General features: G+C 73.7%; 15 protein-coding genes. 3 read left to right on the top strand and 12 right to left on the bottom strand.

The window, feature by feature from the left end; all coding sequences use genetic code 11:
- Both ACFQ11_RS10710 and ACFQ11_RS10705 read left to right on the top strand, forming a co-directional pair.
- Nucleotides 1–948, top strand: a complete 948-nt coding sequence (locus ACFQ11_RS10710) for an NADP-dependent oxidoreductase (protein ID WP_378297859.1) — start codon at nucleotides 1–3, stop codon at nucleotides 946–948.
- A gap of 3 nt (nucleotides 949–951) precedes the next feature.
- Nucleotides 952–1,641, top strand: coding sequence for a cupin domain-containing protein (locus ACFQ11_RS10705; protein ID WP_378297858.1), 690 nt, complete (start codon nucleotides 952–954; stop codon nucleotides 1,639–1,641).
- A gap of 64 nt (nucleotides 1,642–1,705) precedes the next feature.
- Here ACFQ11_RS10705 and ACFQ11_RS10700 read toward each other — a convergent pair whose 3' ends face one another.
- From ACFQ11_RS10700 to ACFQ11_RS10655, 10 genes are all read right to left on the bottom strand, one after another.
- Complete coding sequence (locus ACFQ11_RS10700; protein ID WP_378297857.1) at nucleotides 1,706–2,725, bottom strand: sugar phosphate isomerase/epimerase family protein; 1,020 nt, start codon at nucleotides 2,723–2,725, stop codon at nucleotides 1,706–1,708.
- A gap of 1 nt (nucleotide 2,726) precedes the next feature.
- Nucleotides 2,727–3,869, bottom strand: a complete 1,143-nt coding sequence (locus ACFQ11_RS10695; RefSeq protein ID WP_378297856.1) for a Gfo/Idh/MocA family protein — start codon at nucleotides 3,867–3,869, stop codon at nucleotides 2,727–2,729.
- A gap of 100 nt (nucleotides 3,870–3,969) precedes the next feature.
- A complete protein-coding gene (locus ACFQ11_RS10690) occupies nucleotides 3,970–5,037 on the bottom strand; it encodes an ABC transporter substrate-binding protein (protein WP_378297855.1) in 1,068 nt (355 codons plus the stop codon).
- 51 nt (nucleotides 5,038–5,088) lie between these two features.
- On the bottom strand, nucleotides 5,089–6,129 hold the full coding sequence (locus tag ACFQ11_RS10685) for an ABC transporter permease (RefSeq protein ID WP_378297854.1): 1,041 nt from the start codon (nucleotides 6,127–6,129) through the stop codon (nucleotides 5,089–5,091).
- Nucleotides 6,126–7,634: a sugar ABC transporter ATP-binding protein gene (locus ACFQ11_RS10680; protein WP_378297853.1), complete on the bottom strand. Its 1,509-nt coding sequence runs from the start codon at nucleotides 7,632–7,634 to the stop codon at nucleotides 6,126–6,128. The genes ACFQ11_RS10685 and ACFQ11_RS10680 overlap by 4 nt, the downstream gene beginning before the upstream one ends.
- Before the next feature lie 8 nt (nucleotides 7,635–7,642).
- Complete coding sequence (locus tag ACFQ11_RS10675; RefSeq protein WP_378297852.1) at nucleotides 7,643–8,827, bottom strand: ROK family transcriptional regulator; 1,185 nt, start codon at nucleotides 8,825–8,827, stop codon at nucleotides 7,643–7,645.
- Between the two features lie 707 nt (nucleotides 8,828–9,534).
- Complete coding sequence (locus ACFQ11_RS10670; protein WP_378297851.1) at nucleotides 9,535–10,140, bottom strand: GTP-binding protein; 606 nt, start codon at nucleotides 10,138–10,140, stop codon at nucleotides 9,535–9,537.
- Complete coding sequence (locus ACFQ11_RS10665) at nucleotides 10,121–10,528, bottom strand: DUF742 domain-containing protein (protein ID WP_378297850.1); 408 nt, start codon at nucleotides 10,526–10,528, stop codon at nucleotides 10,121–10,123. Before ACFQ11_RS10665 ends, ACFQ11_RS10670 begins: the two co-directional genes overlap by 20 nt.
- 1 nt (nucleotide 10,529) lies before the next feature.
- Nucleotides 10,530–10,967 (bottom strand): roadblock/LC7 domain-containing protein, encoded by a 438-nt coding sequence (locus ACFQ11_RS10660; RefSeq protein ID WP_378297849.1) that lies wholly within the window; start codon nucleotides 10,965–10,967, stop codon nucleotides 10,530–10,532.
- The gene (locus ACFQ11_RS10655) at nucleotides 10,964–13,489 is read right to left on the bottom strand and encodes a sensor histidine kinase (protein ID WP_378297848.1); all 2,526 of its coding nucleotides are present in this window, start codon (nucleotides 13,487–13,489) and stop codon (nucleotides 10,964–10,966) included. The genes ACFQ11_RS10660 and ACFQ11_RS10655 overlap by 4 nt, the downstream gene beginning before the upstream one ends.
- A 318-nt stretch (nucleotides 13,490–13,807) precedes the next feature.
- Here ACFQ11_RS10655 and ACFQ11_RS10650 point away from each other — a divergent pair, with 318 nt between their 5' ends.
- Nucleotides 13,808–14,647: a sirohydrochlorin chelatase gene (locus ACFQ11_RS10650; protein ID WP_378297847.1), complete on the top strand. Its 840-nt coding sequence runs from the start codon at nucleotides 13,808–13,810 to the stop codon at nucleotides 14,645–14,647.
- An 87-nt stretch (nucleotides 14,648–14,734) separates the two neighbouring features.
- Here the strand turns inward: ACFQ11_RS10650 and ACFQ11_RS10645 are convergent, their stop codons facing one another.
- Together ACFQ11_RS10645 and ACFQ11_RS10640 are read right to left on the bottom strand one after the other, a co-directional pair.
- A complete protein-coding gene (locus ACFQ11_RS10645) occupies nucleotides 14,735–15,538 on the bottom strand; it encodes an enoyl-CoA hydratase/isomerase family protein (protein WP_378297846.1) in 804 nt (267 codons plus the stop codon).
- Nucleotides 15,539–15,542: 4 nt separating this feature from the next.
- On the bottom strand, nucleotides 15,543–16,445 hold the full coding sequence (locus ACFQ11_RS10640) for an SDR family oxidoreductase (protein WP_378297845.1): 903 nt from the start codon (nucleotides 16,443–16,445) through the stop codon (nucleotides 15,543–15,545).
- Nucleotides 16,446–16,563 lie beyond the last annotated feature (118 nt).

The following is a 16,563-nucleotide window of genomic DNA, read 5'->3' as shown; positions in this document are numbered from 1 at the left end:
ATGAGCGAGAAGATGCGAGCGGTCCGGCAGGACGTGACGGGCGGGCCGGACGTGCTGAAGCTGGTGGAGGTCGACCGGCCGGTGCCGGGCCCCACGGAGGTCCTGGTCAGGGTGCACGCGGCCGGGCTGAACCCGACCGACTGGAAGCACCGGGCCGGTAAGGGGTTCCTCGGGGACCCGCCGTTCACGCTGGGCTGGGACGTGTCGGGCGTGGTCGAGGCGGTCGGCGTCGGGGTGACGATCCACAAGCCGGGCGACGAGGTGTTCGGGATGCTGCGGTACCCGTTCGGGGTCGGCTCGCACGCCGACTACGTGACGGCGCCGTCGCGGACGTTCGTCCGCAAGCCGGAGGGCATCGACCACGTGCAGGCGGGCGCGCTGCCGCTGGCGGCGCTGACCGCGTGGCAGTCGCTCGTCGACACCGCCGGGGTCCGGGAGGGACGGCGGGTCCTGGTGCACGCGGCGGCCGGCGGGGTCGGGCACCTGGCCGTGCAGATCGCGAAGGCGCGCGGGGCGGAGGTGCTCGGGACGGCCGGCACGGGCAAGCAGGGGTTCCTGCGCCGGATCGGGGTGGACGAGCCGATCGATTACACGGCGGTGGACTTCGCCGACGTCGCGAAGGACGTCGACGTGGTGCTCGACCCGATCGGCGGCGAGTACGGGACGCGGTCGCTGCGCGTGCTGCGGCCCGGCGGCGTCCTGGTGTCGCTGCTGCGCAACGCGGAAGAGGGCTTCGCGGACGCGGCCGAGGAGGCGGGGGTGCGCTGGGAGCGGCTCCTCGTCGAACCGGACCACCACGCGCTGCGGCAGATCGCGGCGCTGGCGGAGGCCGGGAGGCTGCACGCCGAGATCGAGGAGGTGTTCCCGCTGGAGGAGGCGGCGCGCGCGCACGAGCGGGGCGAGACGGGTCACGTCACCGGCAAGCTCGTCCTGACCATGGTGGACTGACCCGTGCTGCTCCTGACGACGTTGGACGGCTGGCGCGCGCAGCCGGGGCCACGGTTCGTCCTGTCCGAGGCGGGGGGTGTGTGGGCGCCCGATGAGGAACAGGACGCCCTGGCAGTCGCCGACGACGTGTTCCCGGACGGCCAGGTCCTCGCGATCACCCTCGATCCGGCGCCCGGGATTCGGCCGCGGCAGGCCGTGATCGACCGGACGGCCGCCACGCGCGTCCGGTACCTGCGGCGCGGCCCGGACGGGCGGCACGCGGCGGTGCTCGACCGTCCCGCGACCGCCGGGGCGCTCGACCTGCTGCCGCACCCGGAAGGCGGCTGGTACCGGGAGACGTGGCGCTCGGACGTCCGGTTCGTCCCGGACGGGTATCCGGGCGAGCGGGCGAGCGCGACCGGCATCTACTTCCTGCTGCCGCCCGGCGAGGAGTCGATGTGGCATGTGGTGCGGTCCGCCGAGATGTGGCTGTGGCATCGCGGCGGACCGCTGAACCTCGTGCTGGGCGGCACCGGCGAGGGTCCGCGGGAAGACGAGACGATCGTCGTCGGCGGGGACGTCGCGAACGGGCAGGCCCCGCAGGCGGTCGTCCCCGCCGGGACGTGGCAGGCGGCGCGGCCGGCGGGGCCGGAGGAGGTCCTCGTCAGCTGCGTGGTCTCCCCCGGCTTCGACTTCGCCGACTTCCGCGCCTGACCGTCCTCCCCGCCTGACCGTCCTCCCCGCCTGACCGTCCTCCCTGCCTGATCGTCCCCCGTGCCTAGTCGTCCTTCGCGAAGGCGCTGTCGAACGACGCCGTCGGCGGTTCCATCGCGTTGAGGGCGCGGACGAACTCGAGCGCCTCGGGCGCGCCCTGCAGGCGGTCCATGCCCGCGTCCTCCCACTCGATCGAGACGGGGCCGTCGTAGCCGATGGCGTTGAGGGCGCGGAACACGTCCTCCCACGGGACGTCGCCGCGGCCGGTGGAGATGAAGTCCCAGCCGCGCCGCAGGTCGCCCCACGGCAGGTGCGACGACAGCCGCCCGCGGCGGCCGTCGCCGGTGCGGACCTTGGTGTCCTTGCAGTCGACGTGGTAGATCCGGTCGCGGAAGTCGAACAGGAACCCCACGACGTCGAGTTCCTGCCACACGAAGTGCGACGGGTCGAAGTTGAGCCCGAACGCGGGCCGGTGGCCGATCGCCTCGAGCGTCCGGACGGTCGAGTGGTAGTCGTAGGCGATCTCGCTCGGGTGGACCTCGTGCGCGAACCGGACGCCGACCTCGTCGAAGACGTCCAGGATCGGGTTCCACCGGTCGGCGAAGTCGGCGAAGCCCCGCTCGATCATCGCCTCGGGGGTGGGCGGGAACATCGCGACGGTGTGCCAGATGGACGAGCCGGTGAACCCGACGACGGTGTCGACGCCGAGTCTCGCGGCGGCCCGCGCGGTGTCCTTGATCTCCTCGGCGGCCCGCGTCCGGATCCCCTCGGCCTCCCCGTCGCCCCAGATCCGCTCGGGCAGGATCGCCCGGTGGCGCTCGTCGGGGATGTCGCAGACGGCCTGCCCGACCAGGTGGTTGGAGATCGCCCACACCTTCAGCCCGTGCTCGGCGAGCGTCTCCAGCCTGCGGGGGATGTAGGAGTCGTCGGCGAGGGCCCTGTCGACCTCGAAGTGGTCGCCCCAGCAGGCGATCTCCAGGCCCTCGTAACCCCAGCCGGACGCCAGCCGGCAGACCTCCTCGAACGGCAGGTCCGCCCACTGGCCGGTGAACAGGGTGATCGGTCGTGCCGCTTTCTCCGGCATGTCACACGTTCCCTTCGACGGTGCTCCAGCCGCCGCCCTCGGCGGCGCTGCGCTCGACGGCCGCCAGCACCCGCTGCACCCGCAGCCCGTCGGCGAACGAGGGGCTGGGGTCGGTGCCCTCGGCGATCGCGGTGAGCAGATCGGCCATCTGGTGGGTGAAGGTGTGCTCGTAACCGAGCATGTGACCGGGCGGCCACCACCGCCCGGCGTAGGGGTGCGCGTCCTCGGTCACCACGATCCGCCGGAACCCGGCGGTCGCCGCGTCCTCGGTCGCGTCGTGGAACCACAGCTCGTTCAGCGACTCCAGGTCGAACGACAGGGCGCCGGCGGAGCCGCTCACCTCGATCCGCAGCGCGTTCTTGCGGCCCGCGGCCACCCGCGTCGCCTCGAACGTCGCGATCGCCCCGCCGTCGGTGCGTCCGAGGAACAGCGCGGCGTCGTCCACGGTGACCGGGGCCGTCCCGCCGCCGGGCAGGGGACGCTCGTGGGTGAAGGTCTCGGTCAGCGCGGTGACGCCGGTCAGGAGCTGCCCGGTGACGAACTGGGCGGTGTCGATGATGTGCGCGCCGATGTCGCCCAGCGCGCCCGACCCGGCCCTGTCACGGTCCAACCGCCAGGTGTGCGGGGACGCGGGGTCGGTCAGCCAATCCTGCAGGTACTGCGCGCGGACCTGCCGGACGGTCCCGATGCGCCCCTCGGCCACCAGCCGCCGGGCCAGCGTCACCGCGGGGACGCGCCGGTAGTTGAACCCCACCATCGAGCGGATCCCCCGCGCGCGGGCCCGCTCGGCGGCCGCGACCATCGTCTCGGCCTCGGCGACCGTGTTGGCCAGCGGCTTCTCGCACAGCACGTGCTTGCCCGCGTCCAGCGCGGCGACCGCGATCTCGGCGTGGCTGTCGCCCGGCGTGCACACGTCGACGAGCTGGACGTCGTCGCGGCGCAGCAACTCCTTCCAGTCGGTCTCGGCCGACGCCCACCCCAGCGCGCGCGCCGCGGCGCCGGTGCGGGCGGCGTCACGGCCGGCCAGGGCGGTCATCACGGGGGTCAGCGGCGGATCGAAGAACGGCCCGACGCTGCGCCACGCCTGGGAGTGGGCGCGCCCCATGAACGCATGCCCGACCATCCCGACTCCGACGGTCGTCATTTACTGCTCACCTCTCTGTATCGCCCGGGACGCGCCCGCCGGGTCTCGGCGGGCGCGTCCCGGGACGGCTCGGACGGGTTCGGGACGCGGGCGGGGCCGCCTACGACTCGAAGCCGAGCGGCAGGTACGTGTCGACGTTCGCCTTCGTGATCGTCTCGGACGCCAGCGTGATCGACTGCGGGACCTGCAGCTCGACGAGGTCGGCCATGCCCTTGCCCTGCGCGATCAGCCGCGCCAGCTTGACCGCCGAACCCGCCATCGTCGGCGGGTAGGTGACGGTCGCCTCCAGCACCCCGCCCTTCTTGATCTCCCGCATGGCGTTGGCGGAACCGGCGCCGCCGACCATGAAGAACTCGTTCCGTCCGGACTGCGTGATCGCGGCGAGGACGCCGACGCCCTGGTCGTCGTCGTGGTTCCACAGCGCGTCGATCTTCTTGTGGGCCGACAGCAGGTTGCTGGTGACCTCGTTGCCGGACTCCACGGTGAACTCCGCGGCCTGCTTGTCGGTGACCGAGAACCCGTAGGTCTTCAGCGTGTCCTCGAAGCCCTTGCTGCGCTCCTGGGTGAGCGGCAGCGTCGCGATGCCCTGCACCTCGACGATCACCGGGTTCGAGACGCCCTCGTCCTTCAGCTTCTTGCCGATGTAGTGGCCCGCGGACACGCCCATGCCGTAGTTGTCGCCGCCGAGCCACGTCCGGTAGGACAGCTTGTCGGGGAAGACCCGGTCCAGGTTGATCACCGGGATGCCGGCGTCCATCGCCTTGCGGGCGACCTGGTTCAGCTGCTCGCCGTCGTTCGGCAGGATCACCAGCGCGTTCACCTTCGCCTGGATCAGCGACTCGACGGCGGAGATCTGCTGGTTGATGTCGTTGGTCGGCTCGACCGGCTTCCAGTTCACGTCGGTGTACTGCTTGGCCTGCGCCTCGGCGTCCTTGGCGATCGCCGCCATCCAGCCGTGGTCGGCGGCCGGGGCGGAGAACCCGATCGTGACCTTCTTGCCGGGCTTGTCGTTGTCGCCGGCCAGCGTGCCGCCCCGCGCGGCGGTGCCGCCGTCGTCCGGCTCGGCGTTGCTGGTGCAGGCCGCGGCGAGGCCGCCGGCGGCGACGACGGCGCCGCCGAACAGGACGCCTCTGCGGCTGGGACGGGACGGGCTGCTCTGATCGCGCATGTCGTGCTCCTGATCGGGGGGTGGGGGTACGCGGGACCGAGGCGGGGGACGTCAGGTGGGCGAACGGAGCGCCCGGCGCTGCAGCAGCACGGCGACCACGATGATCGCGCCCTTCGCGATGAGCTGGTCGCTGGTCTGCAGGCCGTTGAGGATGAACAGGTTCGTGATGAGCGTGAACACCAGCACGCCGAGGATCGAGCCGATGACCGTGCCGCGCCCGCCGGTCAGCAGCGTCCCGCCGATGATCACGGCGGCGATGGCGTCCAGCTCGTACAGGTCGCCGTGCGTGCTCGACCCGGTCGTCGTCCGGGCCATGATGATGATCGCCGCGACGCCGCAGCAGAACCCGGACAGCGCGTACAGCAGCAGCGTGTGGCGGCGGACGTCGATGCCCGCGAGCCGCGCCGCCTCCGGGTTGCCGCCGACCGCGAACGTCCGGCGGCCGAACGTGGTGCGGTTGAGCAGCACCCAGCCGGCGACGCCCACGGCCAGGAAGATGTAGACGACCAGCGGCAGCCCGAGCACCTTCGTCGTGGACAGCTCCACGATCGCGTTGTTCTCCTGCTGCACCAGCTGGGTCCTGCGGTCCGACAGCCGCTGCGCCAGACCGCGCGCGGCGACGAGCATCGCGAGCGTCGCGATGAACGGGACCAGCCGCCCGTAGGAGATCAGCAGCCCGCTGACGACGCCCGCGCCGGTCCCGACGAGGATCGCGCACATCGCCATGACCCACGGCCCGTACGACTGCGTCGCGACGGTCGTCGCCCACACCGACGCCAGCGCCATCACCGACCCGACCGACAGGTCGATGCCGCCGCCGATGATCACGAAGGTCTGGCCGACGGTGATCACGCCGATGGTGGCGGCGAGCACCAGGATGCCGACCGTGTTCCCGGTGGTGAGGAAGTTGTCCGGCTGCGTGATCCCCCCGACGGCGCACAGCAGCAGCAGCGCCAGGACGAGCCCGAGGTGCCGGGTGTCGTCCAGCGGCGGGCGCCGCCACCACGGGACGGCCGCCGCCCCGGCGCCGGGTCCCTCCTTGCTCACCGAGACGCGCGCCTCGCCGCGCTCGTCCACGCCCGCGTCGCTCACAGCGCGCTCCCTTCCATGATCATGTTGAGTACGGCGGCCTCGTCGAGGTCGCGGGCGTCGCCGGTGTGCACGACCCGTCCCTCGCGGACGACCAGGACCCGGTCGGCCAGCCCCAGCACCTCGGGCACCTCGCTGGACACCAGCAGCACCGCGATGCCGCGCCCGGCCAGCTCCCGGATCACCGCGTACAGCTCCGCGCGCGCACCGACGTCGACCCCGCGGGTGGGCTCGTCCAGGATCAGCAGCCGCAGGGTGTCGGACCCCAGCAGCCAGCGGGCCAGCACGACCTTCTGCTGGTTGCCGCCCGACAGGGTCACCACGGGCCGTCTCGGGTCGGGCGGGCGGATGTCGAGCGACGCGATCTGGCGGCGCACGTCGTCCAGCTCGCGCCGCCGGTCGAACCAGCCGAGCCGCGAGTACCGCCCGAGCCCGGCGACGGTCACGTTCGCCGCGACGGTCTCGTTCGGCAGCAGCGCCTGGCTCTTGCGCTCCTCCGGCGCCATGCCCATGCCGCGCCGGACGGCCGCGCCCGTGTCGCCCGGCCGCACCCGGCGCCCGTCCACGAGGACCCGGCCCTTCGCGGGACGCCGCATCCCGTAGATCGTCTCGAGGATCTCGGAGCGCCCCGCCCCGACGAGCCCCGCGAGGCCGACGATCTCGCCGGCCCGCACCGTCAGCGACACGTCCGCGAAGGCCCCCGGGACGGTCAGGTCCTCGACGCGCAGCACCTCCGGCCCGTCGGGCGCCTCCGGGCGCTCGGGGAAGACGTACTCGACGTCCCGTCCGGTCATCAGCGACACGACCCTGTCGGTCGACGTCGTCTTCGCCGGGAGCCCGTTCGCGACCGACCGTCCGTCCTTCAGCACGGTGACCCGGTCGCCGATCTCGCGGATCTCCTCCAGCCGGTGCGAGATGTACACGACCGCGACGCCCGCGGCCGTCAGCTCGCGGATGATGCGGAACAGGTTGCCGACCTCGTCGTGCGCGAGCGCCGCCGACGGCTCGTCCATCACGATCAGCTTCGCCTCGTGGGACAGCGCCCGCGCCATGCTGACGACCTGCTTGCCCGCCGCCGGCAGGCGACCGGCCTCCCGCCGCGGCGGGATCTCGCCGTGCCCGAGCCGCCCCAGCAGCTCGCGCGCCGCCCGCTCGGCGTCGCCCCGCCGGGTGAACCCGAACGACGCCTTCTCGTGGCCGAGGAAGATGTTGTCGGCGACCGACAGGCCGTCCACCAGATCCAGTTCCTGGTAGATGGTGGCGATTCCGGCGCGCATGGCCGCCGTGGGCCCGGCGAGCCGCACCGTCCGCCCGGCGAGGACGATCTCGCCCTCGTCCGGCTGGTGCGCGCCCGCGAGGACCTTGATCAACGTGGACTTGCCGGCGCCGTTCTGCCCGAGCAGGCAGTGCACCTCGCCCGGGAGGACGTCGAGGTCGACGCCGTCCAGGGCGCGGACGCCGGGGAACTGCTTGACGATGCCGCGCATCCGCAGCAGGGGTTCGCCCATCGGGACTCCTAGGCGGTGGAGAAGACGTGGTCGCTGATGAGCCGGGCGCCGCCGACCACGCCGGCGGCGCCGGCGAGCTCGGACAGCACGATGGGCAGGTTGCCGGTGGCGAGCGGCGCCGACCGGCGGTAGACGACGCTGCGGATCTCGGCCAGCAGCGTGTGGCCGAGCCCCGCGACGCCGCCCGCGATGATCACGAGTCCGGGGTTGAAGAAGCTGACGAGCCCGGCGAGCACCTGGCCGACGTGGCGCCCGCCCTCGCGGATGATCCGCACCGACGCGGCGTCGCCCGCCGCCGCCGCGATCGACACGTGCTCGCCCGTCAGCTCGCCGTGCGTCTCCAGCAGCGCCGCGAGATGGGCGGACTCGCCCGAGGCCGCGGCCGCCGCCGCGTCCCGCGCCAGCGCCGCGCCCCCGAAGTACGCCTCGAGGCATCCCGCGTTGCCGCACGCGCACACCGGCCCGTCGTCGTCGACACGGATGTGCCCGATGTCGCCGGCGCTGCCCGAGACGCCCCGGTAGATGGAGCCGTCCACCACGATGCCGCAGCCGATGCCCGTCCCGATCTTGACGAGCAGGAAGTCGTCCACCGACCGCGCCACCCCGGACGTCAGCTCGCCGAGCGCCATCAGGTTCACGTCGTTGTCCACGAGCACCGGGCAGCCGAGCTCCTGCCCGATCGCGTCCCGCACCGGGAACCGGTCCCAGCCGGGCATGATCGGCGGCACGACCGGCATGCCGTCGCGGAAGCTGACCGGCCCCGGGACGCCGATGCCCGTGCCGTGCACCTGGCCGTCGATCAGCCCCTGGTCCCGGAGCTTGCCGAGCAGGTCGAGCGCCCGTTCCAGGACGACCGTCGCCCCCTGCCGCACGTCGCACGGCTCGTTGACGTGCCCGAGCACCTCGAGCTCCCCGTCGGTGACCGCGACGTCGATCGACGTCGCGCCGATGTCGAACGCGACGAACCGCAGCCGCGGCGACAGCCGCACGATCCCCGACCGCCGCCCGCCCCGCGACGCCGCCAGGCCCGCCCCCTCGACGAGCCCGAGCTCGACGAGCCGGTCCAGCTCGACCGCGAGCTTGGACCGCGACAGCTTGACGACGTCGCCCAGCTCGGCCCGCGAACGCGGCCCCTCGTCGCGCAGCAGCCGCAGCAGACGCGCTTGGTGCACGTTCTGCGGACGAGCGGTCATGCGCATCTCGCCGTCCCTCCGGGTCCACGCGGCACCGGACTCGCGGACCCCGGCCCCCGAACGGGCCGGCCGCGCCGGTCGTGCCGAGAACGTAACCGGCTTTCGCCGCGTTGAGAAGACCTTTTCGCGAGATCGTTCAGACTTTTTCCACTCAGAGGACAAAGTAGCCGTCACGCCCGCGACCGCGCGGGACCGAACGGCGGCCGCGCGACAGACTGCGCACGGTGACGGTCGATAGCCGCCGGGCGCCGTGAGGGCGCGGTGGTCGTGCCGGGGGCGGGCGCGGTGGCGCTGGGAGGGGCGACGAAACGCATGGCGGCGCGCGGCGTCAGCCGCATACTCGCCAGGCCGACGCCCATTAGGCGCCGCAGGGCCGCGGCGGTGGAGCCGGGCGTCGTGCGGCGATACGGGAACGAGCCACGGGCCATGACGGACGTCCGTCATCGGCCGCGTGCGCAACGGCACGAGGGCCGCCGTGAGGGCGCGGTGGTCTTGCCGGGGGCGGGCGCGGTGGTACGGGGAGGGGCGGCGAAACGCACGGCGGCGCGCGGCGTCGGCCGGGCGCGCGGCGGCTCGATGGCCGCGAGGGGGTGAACGCATGGCGGCGGCGGCCTCGGTGGAGGGCCCTTCGGGCCCGGAGCCGAGGCCGCCGCCGCGAGCCGCCTACCGTGGGACGAACGGGCCCCGCGGGACCGTCGCCGCGCGGGCTAGTACGCGCCCGCCCGCTGGGTGCTCATGGTCCGCATGATGTGCTCGACGAGCGTGATGAGGACGCGCTTGGCGTCCTCGCGGTCCCGGACGTCGCAGGAGATCACCGGGACGTCCGGCGGCAGGTCGAGGGCGTCGCGGATCTGCTCCGGCGAGTGGTGCCCCGTGCCGTCGAAACGGTTGACGCCGATGATGAACGGGACGCCGCGCCGCTCGAAGTAGTCCACGGACGCGAAGCAGTCGGCCAGCCGGCGGGTGTCGACCAGCACGACCGCGCCGAGGGCGCCCTTGGCCAGTTCGTCCCACATGAACCAGAACCGGTCCTGGCCGGGGGTGCCGAACACGAAGAGCACCAGGCCGTTCGGCAGCGTGATGCGGCCGAAGTCCATCGCGACGGTCGTCGTCGTCTTCTCGGCGACGGCGCTGGTGTCGTCGATCCCGATGCTCTTCTCGGTCAGGGACTCCTCGGTGCGCAGCGGCCGGATCTCGCTGACGGCGCTCACCAGGGTGGTCTTGCCGACGCCGAAACCACCGGCGACCAGGATCTTGACGGTCAGCGCGGAATCGCCCGCCGAGGCGACCGCGTCAGAGCGCACGGATTCCATCGATCACTTCCTTGAGTACGCGCTCGCTGGGGAACTGCGCCACCGGCGCGGGGCGTCGAACCTCGATCAGCGAGTGGTCGAGCAGGTCGCCGAGCAGGACCCGGACGACTCCGAGGGGAAGTTCCAGATCCGACGCTATCTCGACAACCGACAACGGGGTGCGGCAAAGCTCCAAGATCATGTCATGTTCCGGCTCCGGCGCCCACCCGGACGCGGGGCCGCGGGCGTCCTCCTGATCGTCCGCGGGGCGGGGTGCGGTGACGATCAGGGCGACCATGTCGAACTGGTCGGCGTCGTCGTGGTACGTCCGTCCGCCGGTGAGCGCGTACGGGCGGACGACGGGCCCGGCCGCGTCGTCGTACCAGCCCGCCCCCTCCGAGCGTTCCATGTCAGCCGCCGCCCGGCTCTGCCGCGGCGACGCGGGGGTCGGCCGACAGGTGCTGCCCGACGCGGGTCACGAGCATCGCCATCTCGTAGGCGATGATCCCGAGGTCGGCGTCGGCGTCGGCGAGCACGGCCAGGCACGCGCCGCGCCCGGCGGCGGTGACGAACAGGAAGGACGACTCCATCTCCACGATCGTCTGCCGGACCGGGCCGCCGCCGAACGACTCGCCGGCGCCGCGCGCGAGGCTCTGGAAGCTCGCCGCGACGGCCGACAGGTGGTCCGACTCCTCCTCGGCCAGCCCGCGCGACGCGGCCATGCGCAGGCCGTCGCTGGACAGCACCACGGCGTTCTGCACGGGCGCGACGCGGTCGACGAGGCTGTCGAGCAGCCAGTTGAGGCCGCCGCCTGCGGGCTCCGCGCCGGAGTGCTGGGCTTCTGTCATGGGGTGTCGTCCTCCTGGTCGCCTCGGTTCTGCGAAGTCTGTTCGCCGGCCGACTCGTCCCGGCCGCGCTGCCAGCCCTGCTGCATGGCCGACATCATCGACCGCAGCGCCTCGGGCGTGCGTCCGTCCGGCGGGACGTCGCCGGGGACGGGCGCGGACAGCGGCACGTCCGGCGGCGGTGCGGCGTGCCTGCCGACGGACGGCGGCGCGGACCACGCGGGCGCGGGGGACGGCTCGTCCCGCGGCGCGGCGGGTTCGGGCGGGGTCCGGCCCTGGGCGGCGAGGTGGGCGTCGACCCTTTCCTTGAGCTGCGGCGCGAGATGCGTCTGCCGCCTGCGCTTGGGCAGTTCGCCGTCCTTCGGCGGCGGATCCGGTTCCGGCCGCGCGGGTTCCGGCGCGGGTTCCGGACGGGCGGGCTCGGGTTCGGGCACCGGCGCGGGCTCCTGCCGGACGGGCTCCGCCTCGGCGACGAGCCGGACGACGCCGCCCGTGTCCTCCGCGGAGTGCGCGCCGGGGGCCGGCACCGCCGCCGCGGCCGGCTGCTGGACCGCGGGCATCGGCCCGCTGCTCCTGCGCGCGAGCCGTTCCTGCTCGGCGGGCTCCACCAGTAGGGAGCCGGGGATGAGGGCGATCGCGGTCGTGCCGCCGTACGGGGACGGGCGCAGCGTGACCCGGACGTCGTGCCGTGCGGCGAGCCGCGCGACGACGAACAGGCCGAGCTGGGCGCTGTCGGTGGGGTCGAACTCGGGCGGGTCGGCCAGCCGGGCGTTGGCGGCGCGGAGGGCCTCCTCGGTCATCCCGAGGCCGCGGTCCTCGACCTCGATCGCGAACCCGTTGGCGACGGGGTGCCCGCTGACCCGCACCGGCGACTGCGGCGGCGAGAACGTGGTGGCGTTCTCGACGACCTCGGCCAGCAGGTGGACGACGTCCGCGACGGCCGAGCCGAGCAGCGCGACGCGCGGCAGCGGCTGCACCCGGACCCGCGGGTAGTCCTCCACCTCGGCGACCGCGCCGCGCACGACGTCCACGAGCGGGACGGGACGGCGCCAGCCGCGGCCCGCGGTCTTGCCCGCGAGGATCACCAGGCCCTCGGCGTGCCGGCGCATGCGGGTGGCGAGGTGGTCGAGGCGGAACAGGTCGGACAGTTCGGCCGGGTCCTCGGTGCGGCGCTCCATCGTGTCCAGGAGGCCGAGCTGCCGGTGCAGCAGCGCCTGGTTGCGGCGCGCGAGGTTCACGAACACCTCGCTGATGCCGCGCCGCGCCGCGATCTCGCCCTCGGCGGCGACGATCACGGCCTCGTGGGCGCGGTCGAACGACTCGGCGATCTGCCGGACCTCGTTGATGCGGAAGTGCTCGTCGCGGAGCGCGCGGGCCTCCGCGGGGCGGCCCGCGCGGATCTGCTCGGCGAGCTTCGGCAGCCGCCGCTGCGTGAACTCGACGACGGTGTCGGCGAGGGTCCGGCACTCGCGGACCAGCCGCCGGGAGACGCGGGCGGCGACGAACACCGACAGCGCGACCGCGAGGAGCCCGAGCCCGGCGGCGGCGCCGAGCCGCACGAACACGTCCGTGGCGATGCCGCGGGCCCGCCCGGTGAGGTCGTCGAGGACCCGGTTCTCGAGCCGGAACAGGCCCGCGTTGGCCGCGTCGGCGGCGGCCCGCCACTCGGCGGGGTCGACGGGCGGCGCGGCCCGCCCGGCCGCCGCGTTCCCGGCGCCCGCCGCGTTCCCGCCCGTGCGGGTCGTCCGGGCCTCGCCGTGGACGACGCGGTCCTCCAGCGCGCGGAACCGGCGCAGCTCCGCGGAGCCGGCGAACCGCTCGTACTGCTTCCGCCCGCTTTCCGGGAGGTTCTTGACGTTGTCCTCGTACAGGTACCGCTGCGCCCCGACGAGCTGCGCGAACTCGCCGCGCTCGGTGGCGCTGACGCGCCCGTCGGCGAGCGCCGCGGTCAGCAGCGCGTCCTCCCGGGCGAGGAACTCGCGGGCGCGGCCCATCAGCACGAGCGTCTGCGCGTCGGCGGTGATCTCGCCGTTGCCGGGGGTCGTGGCGGTGTAGACGGCGAACCCCGCGTCGATGAGGGAGGTGTAGTCCCGCAGGACGGTCGCGCGGTCGTCGGTCGCCTGGTCGACGCCCGCGCGGATCGAGTCCAGCGTCCGCAGCTCGCTCACCAGGGCGTCCCACCGGCTGACCACCTGGGGCAGCAGGTCCTCGCGCAGCCCCTCGTCCCGGGCGCCCGCGGCGACGGACGCGGCGGCCCGGTCGGTGGCGAGCCGCTGGTCGCGCAGCTCCGGCCCGCCGTCGCCGATCGAGGTCATCGACAGCCGCCGCTCCTTCTGCAGCGCGTCGATGAGCCGCTGCGTGGGATGCACCGCCTTGTCCTGGAACGCCCGCGCCTGCAGGAGCTGGTTCGCGTCACCGTAGGTCACGGCGGTCAGGAACGCCCACAGCGACGCGACGGCCAGCAGCGGCGCGAGGACCAGCAGCGTGATCCGCGCCCGGATGGAGGAGAAACGCGAGGTCGTCACGGTCGACAGCCCCTGCTCACGGGTTCGGGTCTCGGCACTCGGGGGTGGAACATGCGGGGGGAAACCTCCCGATGCGTCGTGTACGGGGGTCTGCGGAGCCTACTACGTCACGGGTTCGGGGTGATCGGCGACCGAGCGTCATCGGGCGGGCGACGGCGCACCGTCACGGAGCGTTCCCGACGATGAAGAAAACCGGTTATTTCCCCCGCAACCCGGTACTACGCGTCTGTCTCCCCTCCCTCACGACCGGGTCACAGATACCGCCTCATCAAGGCCGGGACGCCGACAGGCGCGGCGCGGGACGTTACGATGCCCGCCGTGAGTCCCGAAAGCCAGGCATCCGAGGCACTTCCGTCGCGACGCCGCCGCACTCCCCGCGGCGGCCGCCATCGCGGCGACGAGTCCTTCCTGCTGCCCCCCGGATCCCCCGCGCTGGTCCTGGCCGTTCCCGGCGCCCGGCGCCCCGGCACGGAGATCGCGGACGAGCTCGCCCGGCTCGTCGAGATCGAGCACACCGGCCAGCGCGCCCACGTCGGGCACCTGGAGGGGAACGAGGCGTCCCTGCACGGGGTCCTCGCCGGGCTGCCGCGGCAGGAAGGGGAGCCGGCGGCGGTGGTGGTCCCGCTGTCCACCGGCCCCGATCCGGCGCTGGACGCCGCCGTCCGCGCGGCCGTCGCGAACGCGCCGGTGCCGGCCGTCGCCGCGGAGCCGCTGGGCCCGCACCCGCTGATCGCCGAGGCGCTGCACGACCGGCTCGCGGACGCCGGCCTCGCGCGCGCCGACCGGATCCGGATGATGACGATGGTGACGGCCGCGTCCGGGTTCGTCGTCGCCACGCCGGGCGGCGCGGACGCCGTGCGGCAGGCCGAGGTGACCGGCGTGCTGCTGGCGTCCCGGCTGGCCGCCCCGGTGTTCACGGCGTCGCTCGCCGACGAGGCCGCGGTGAAGGCCGTCGCGGAGCAGCTGCGCGCGACCGGTGCCGCGTCGGTGGCGATCGCGCCGCACCTGATCGGCATCGAGCCGGAGACGGCGTTCGTCCCGGCGGCCGGCGAGGCCATCGGGGCCGGGTACGCGGCGCCGCTGGGCGCCCACCCGGCGCTGGCGCGCCTCGCCGCGCTCCGCTACGTCGAGGCGCTCGCCACGGCCCTCGCCGACTGACGCGGCGCACGGGGCCGCGGCGGGCCCGGACACGAACGGCGCGAGGGCCGCGGCGGGACGACGTCCCGCCGCGGCCCTCGCGGCCTGTCAGCGGTTCCTGAACTCGGGGCGGCGCTTCTGCAGCGTCGCGGCCATCCCCTCGGCGAGGTCCTCGCTGAAGAACGCGAGGGTCTGCACGCCCGTCTCCGCCGCGAGCTGGCGCCGCAGGCCGGGGGCGTCCAGCGCCATGTTGAGCAGTTCCTTCGTGCGCCGCAGCCCGTACGGCGACTTGGTGAGCAGCTCGTCCGCGAGCGCGTGCGCGCCCGCGACGTCGCCGCCCTCCTCGACGATCTCGGTCAGCAGCCCGAGGCCGAGCGCGCGCGTCGCGTCCAGCCGCTGCGCCCGGTAGCAGATCTCGGCGGCCCGGGCGGGGCCGACGAGCCGGGGCAGCAGCCAGGACAGCCCGCAGTCCCCGGCCGACAGGCCGAGGTCGGTGAACGGGACGACGAACCGGGTGGTCGGGTCGGCGACGCGCAGATCGCAGGCCAGCGCCCAGGACACGCCCATCCCGGCGACCGGGCCGCGCAGCGCCGCGATCACCGGCTGCGGGATCTCCCGGAGCCGGGCGGTGACCTCGCCGCCGTTCGCGATGCCCCGGTAGAGCCGCTGGACGCGTCCCTCCCGGGCCGCGTCGCCGTCGGTGCCCGGATCGCCCTGGATGTCCATCCCGGAGCAGAACCCGCGGCCCTCGCCGGTGAGCACGACGACCCGGGTCTCGGGGTCGCGCATCAGCCCGTTGAGGACGTCGAGCATCTCCTCCGTGAGCGCGCCGTCGACGGCGTTGAGCCGGTCCGGCCGGGACAAGGTGATCGTGAGGACCCCGTCCCGCCGGTCGAGCTTCAGCCCGCTCAACGTCTCAGGAGGTGAGCTGCTTGATGAGGGGGCCCATCTGGTCGCCCACGTTCTTGAAGACCGTCAGCGGGTCGTCGGAGTTGATCGCCGCCCAGTTGTCCCGGACGTCCTCCACCGACAGCGTCGACTTCTGCCCGTAGCCGGGGCCCTCCGCCACGAAGATCTTGGCGATGCGGCCGCCGCCGACCGTGTAGACCTCGCCGGACTCCTCGACGCTCTCGTGCACGAGGAAGGCCACCAGCGGGGTGACCTGGTCGACGCCGAGCTTGTCGGCGAAGTCGGCGGGCAGCAGGTCCTCGGTCATCCGGGTCCACGCGACCGGGGCGATCGCGTTGGCCTTGATGTTGTACTTGGCGCCCTCCTGCGCGAGGGTCTTGGTGAACCCGACGAGGCCCATCTTGGCCGTCGAGTAGTTGGCCTGGCCGAAGTTGCCGAACAGGCCCGCGGGGGACGAGGTGTTGACGATGCGCCCGTAGCCCTGCTCGCGCAGGTGCGCCCAGGCGGCGCTGGAGACCAGGAACGAGCCGCGCAGGTGCACGGCGATGACCGCGTCGAACTCCTCCGGGGTCATGTTCTTGAAGGACTTGTCGCGGAGGATGCCCGCGTTGTTGATGACGATGTCGACCTTGCCGAACGTGTCCAGCGCGGTCTGGACGATCGCCTGCGCGCCCTCGGGGGTGGCGACGTTGTCGGGGTTGGCGACGGCCTCGCCGCCGTTCTTCTTGATCTCGTCGACGACCTGCTGCGCCGGGCCGGCGTCGGCGCCGACGCCGGAACGGTCGCCGCCGAGGTCGTTCACGACGACCTTCGCGCCGCGGGAGGCCAGCTCCAGCGCGTGCTGCCGGCCGAGCCCGTGCCCCGCACCGGTCACGACCGCGACCCGGCCGTCGTAGCGCAGTTCCGCCATCTGTGTCTCCTCACATCGAGCACCGACTACGCCCCCCAGATAATCACCCGGGGGTTACCAAGTGGTACCACCTGACCGAATCCCGCTCGGGAGCGGCCCCCGTGTTCCTTCCCGCCTG

Origin of the sequence: Actinomadura sediminis (assembly GCF_042675525.1) — a bacterium.
Taxonomy (GTDB): Bacteria; Actinomycetota; Actinomycetes; order Streptosporangiales; family Streptosporangiaceae; genus Spirillospora; species Spirillospora sediminis.
The sequence above is the reverse complement of the archived record's forward strand: the minus strand, read 5'-3'. Positions and strand labels throughout refer to the sequence as shown.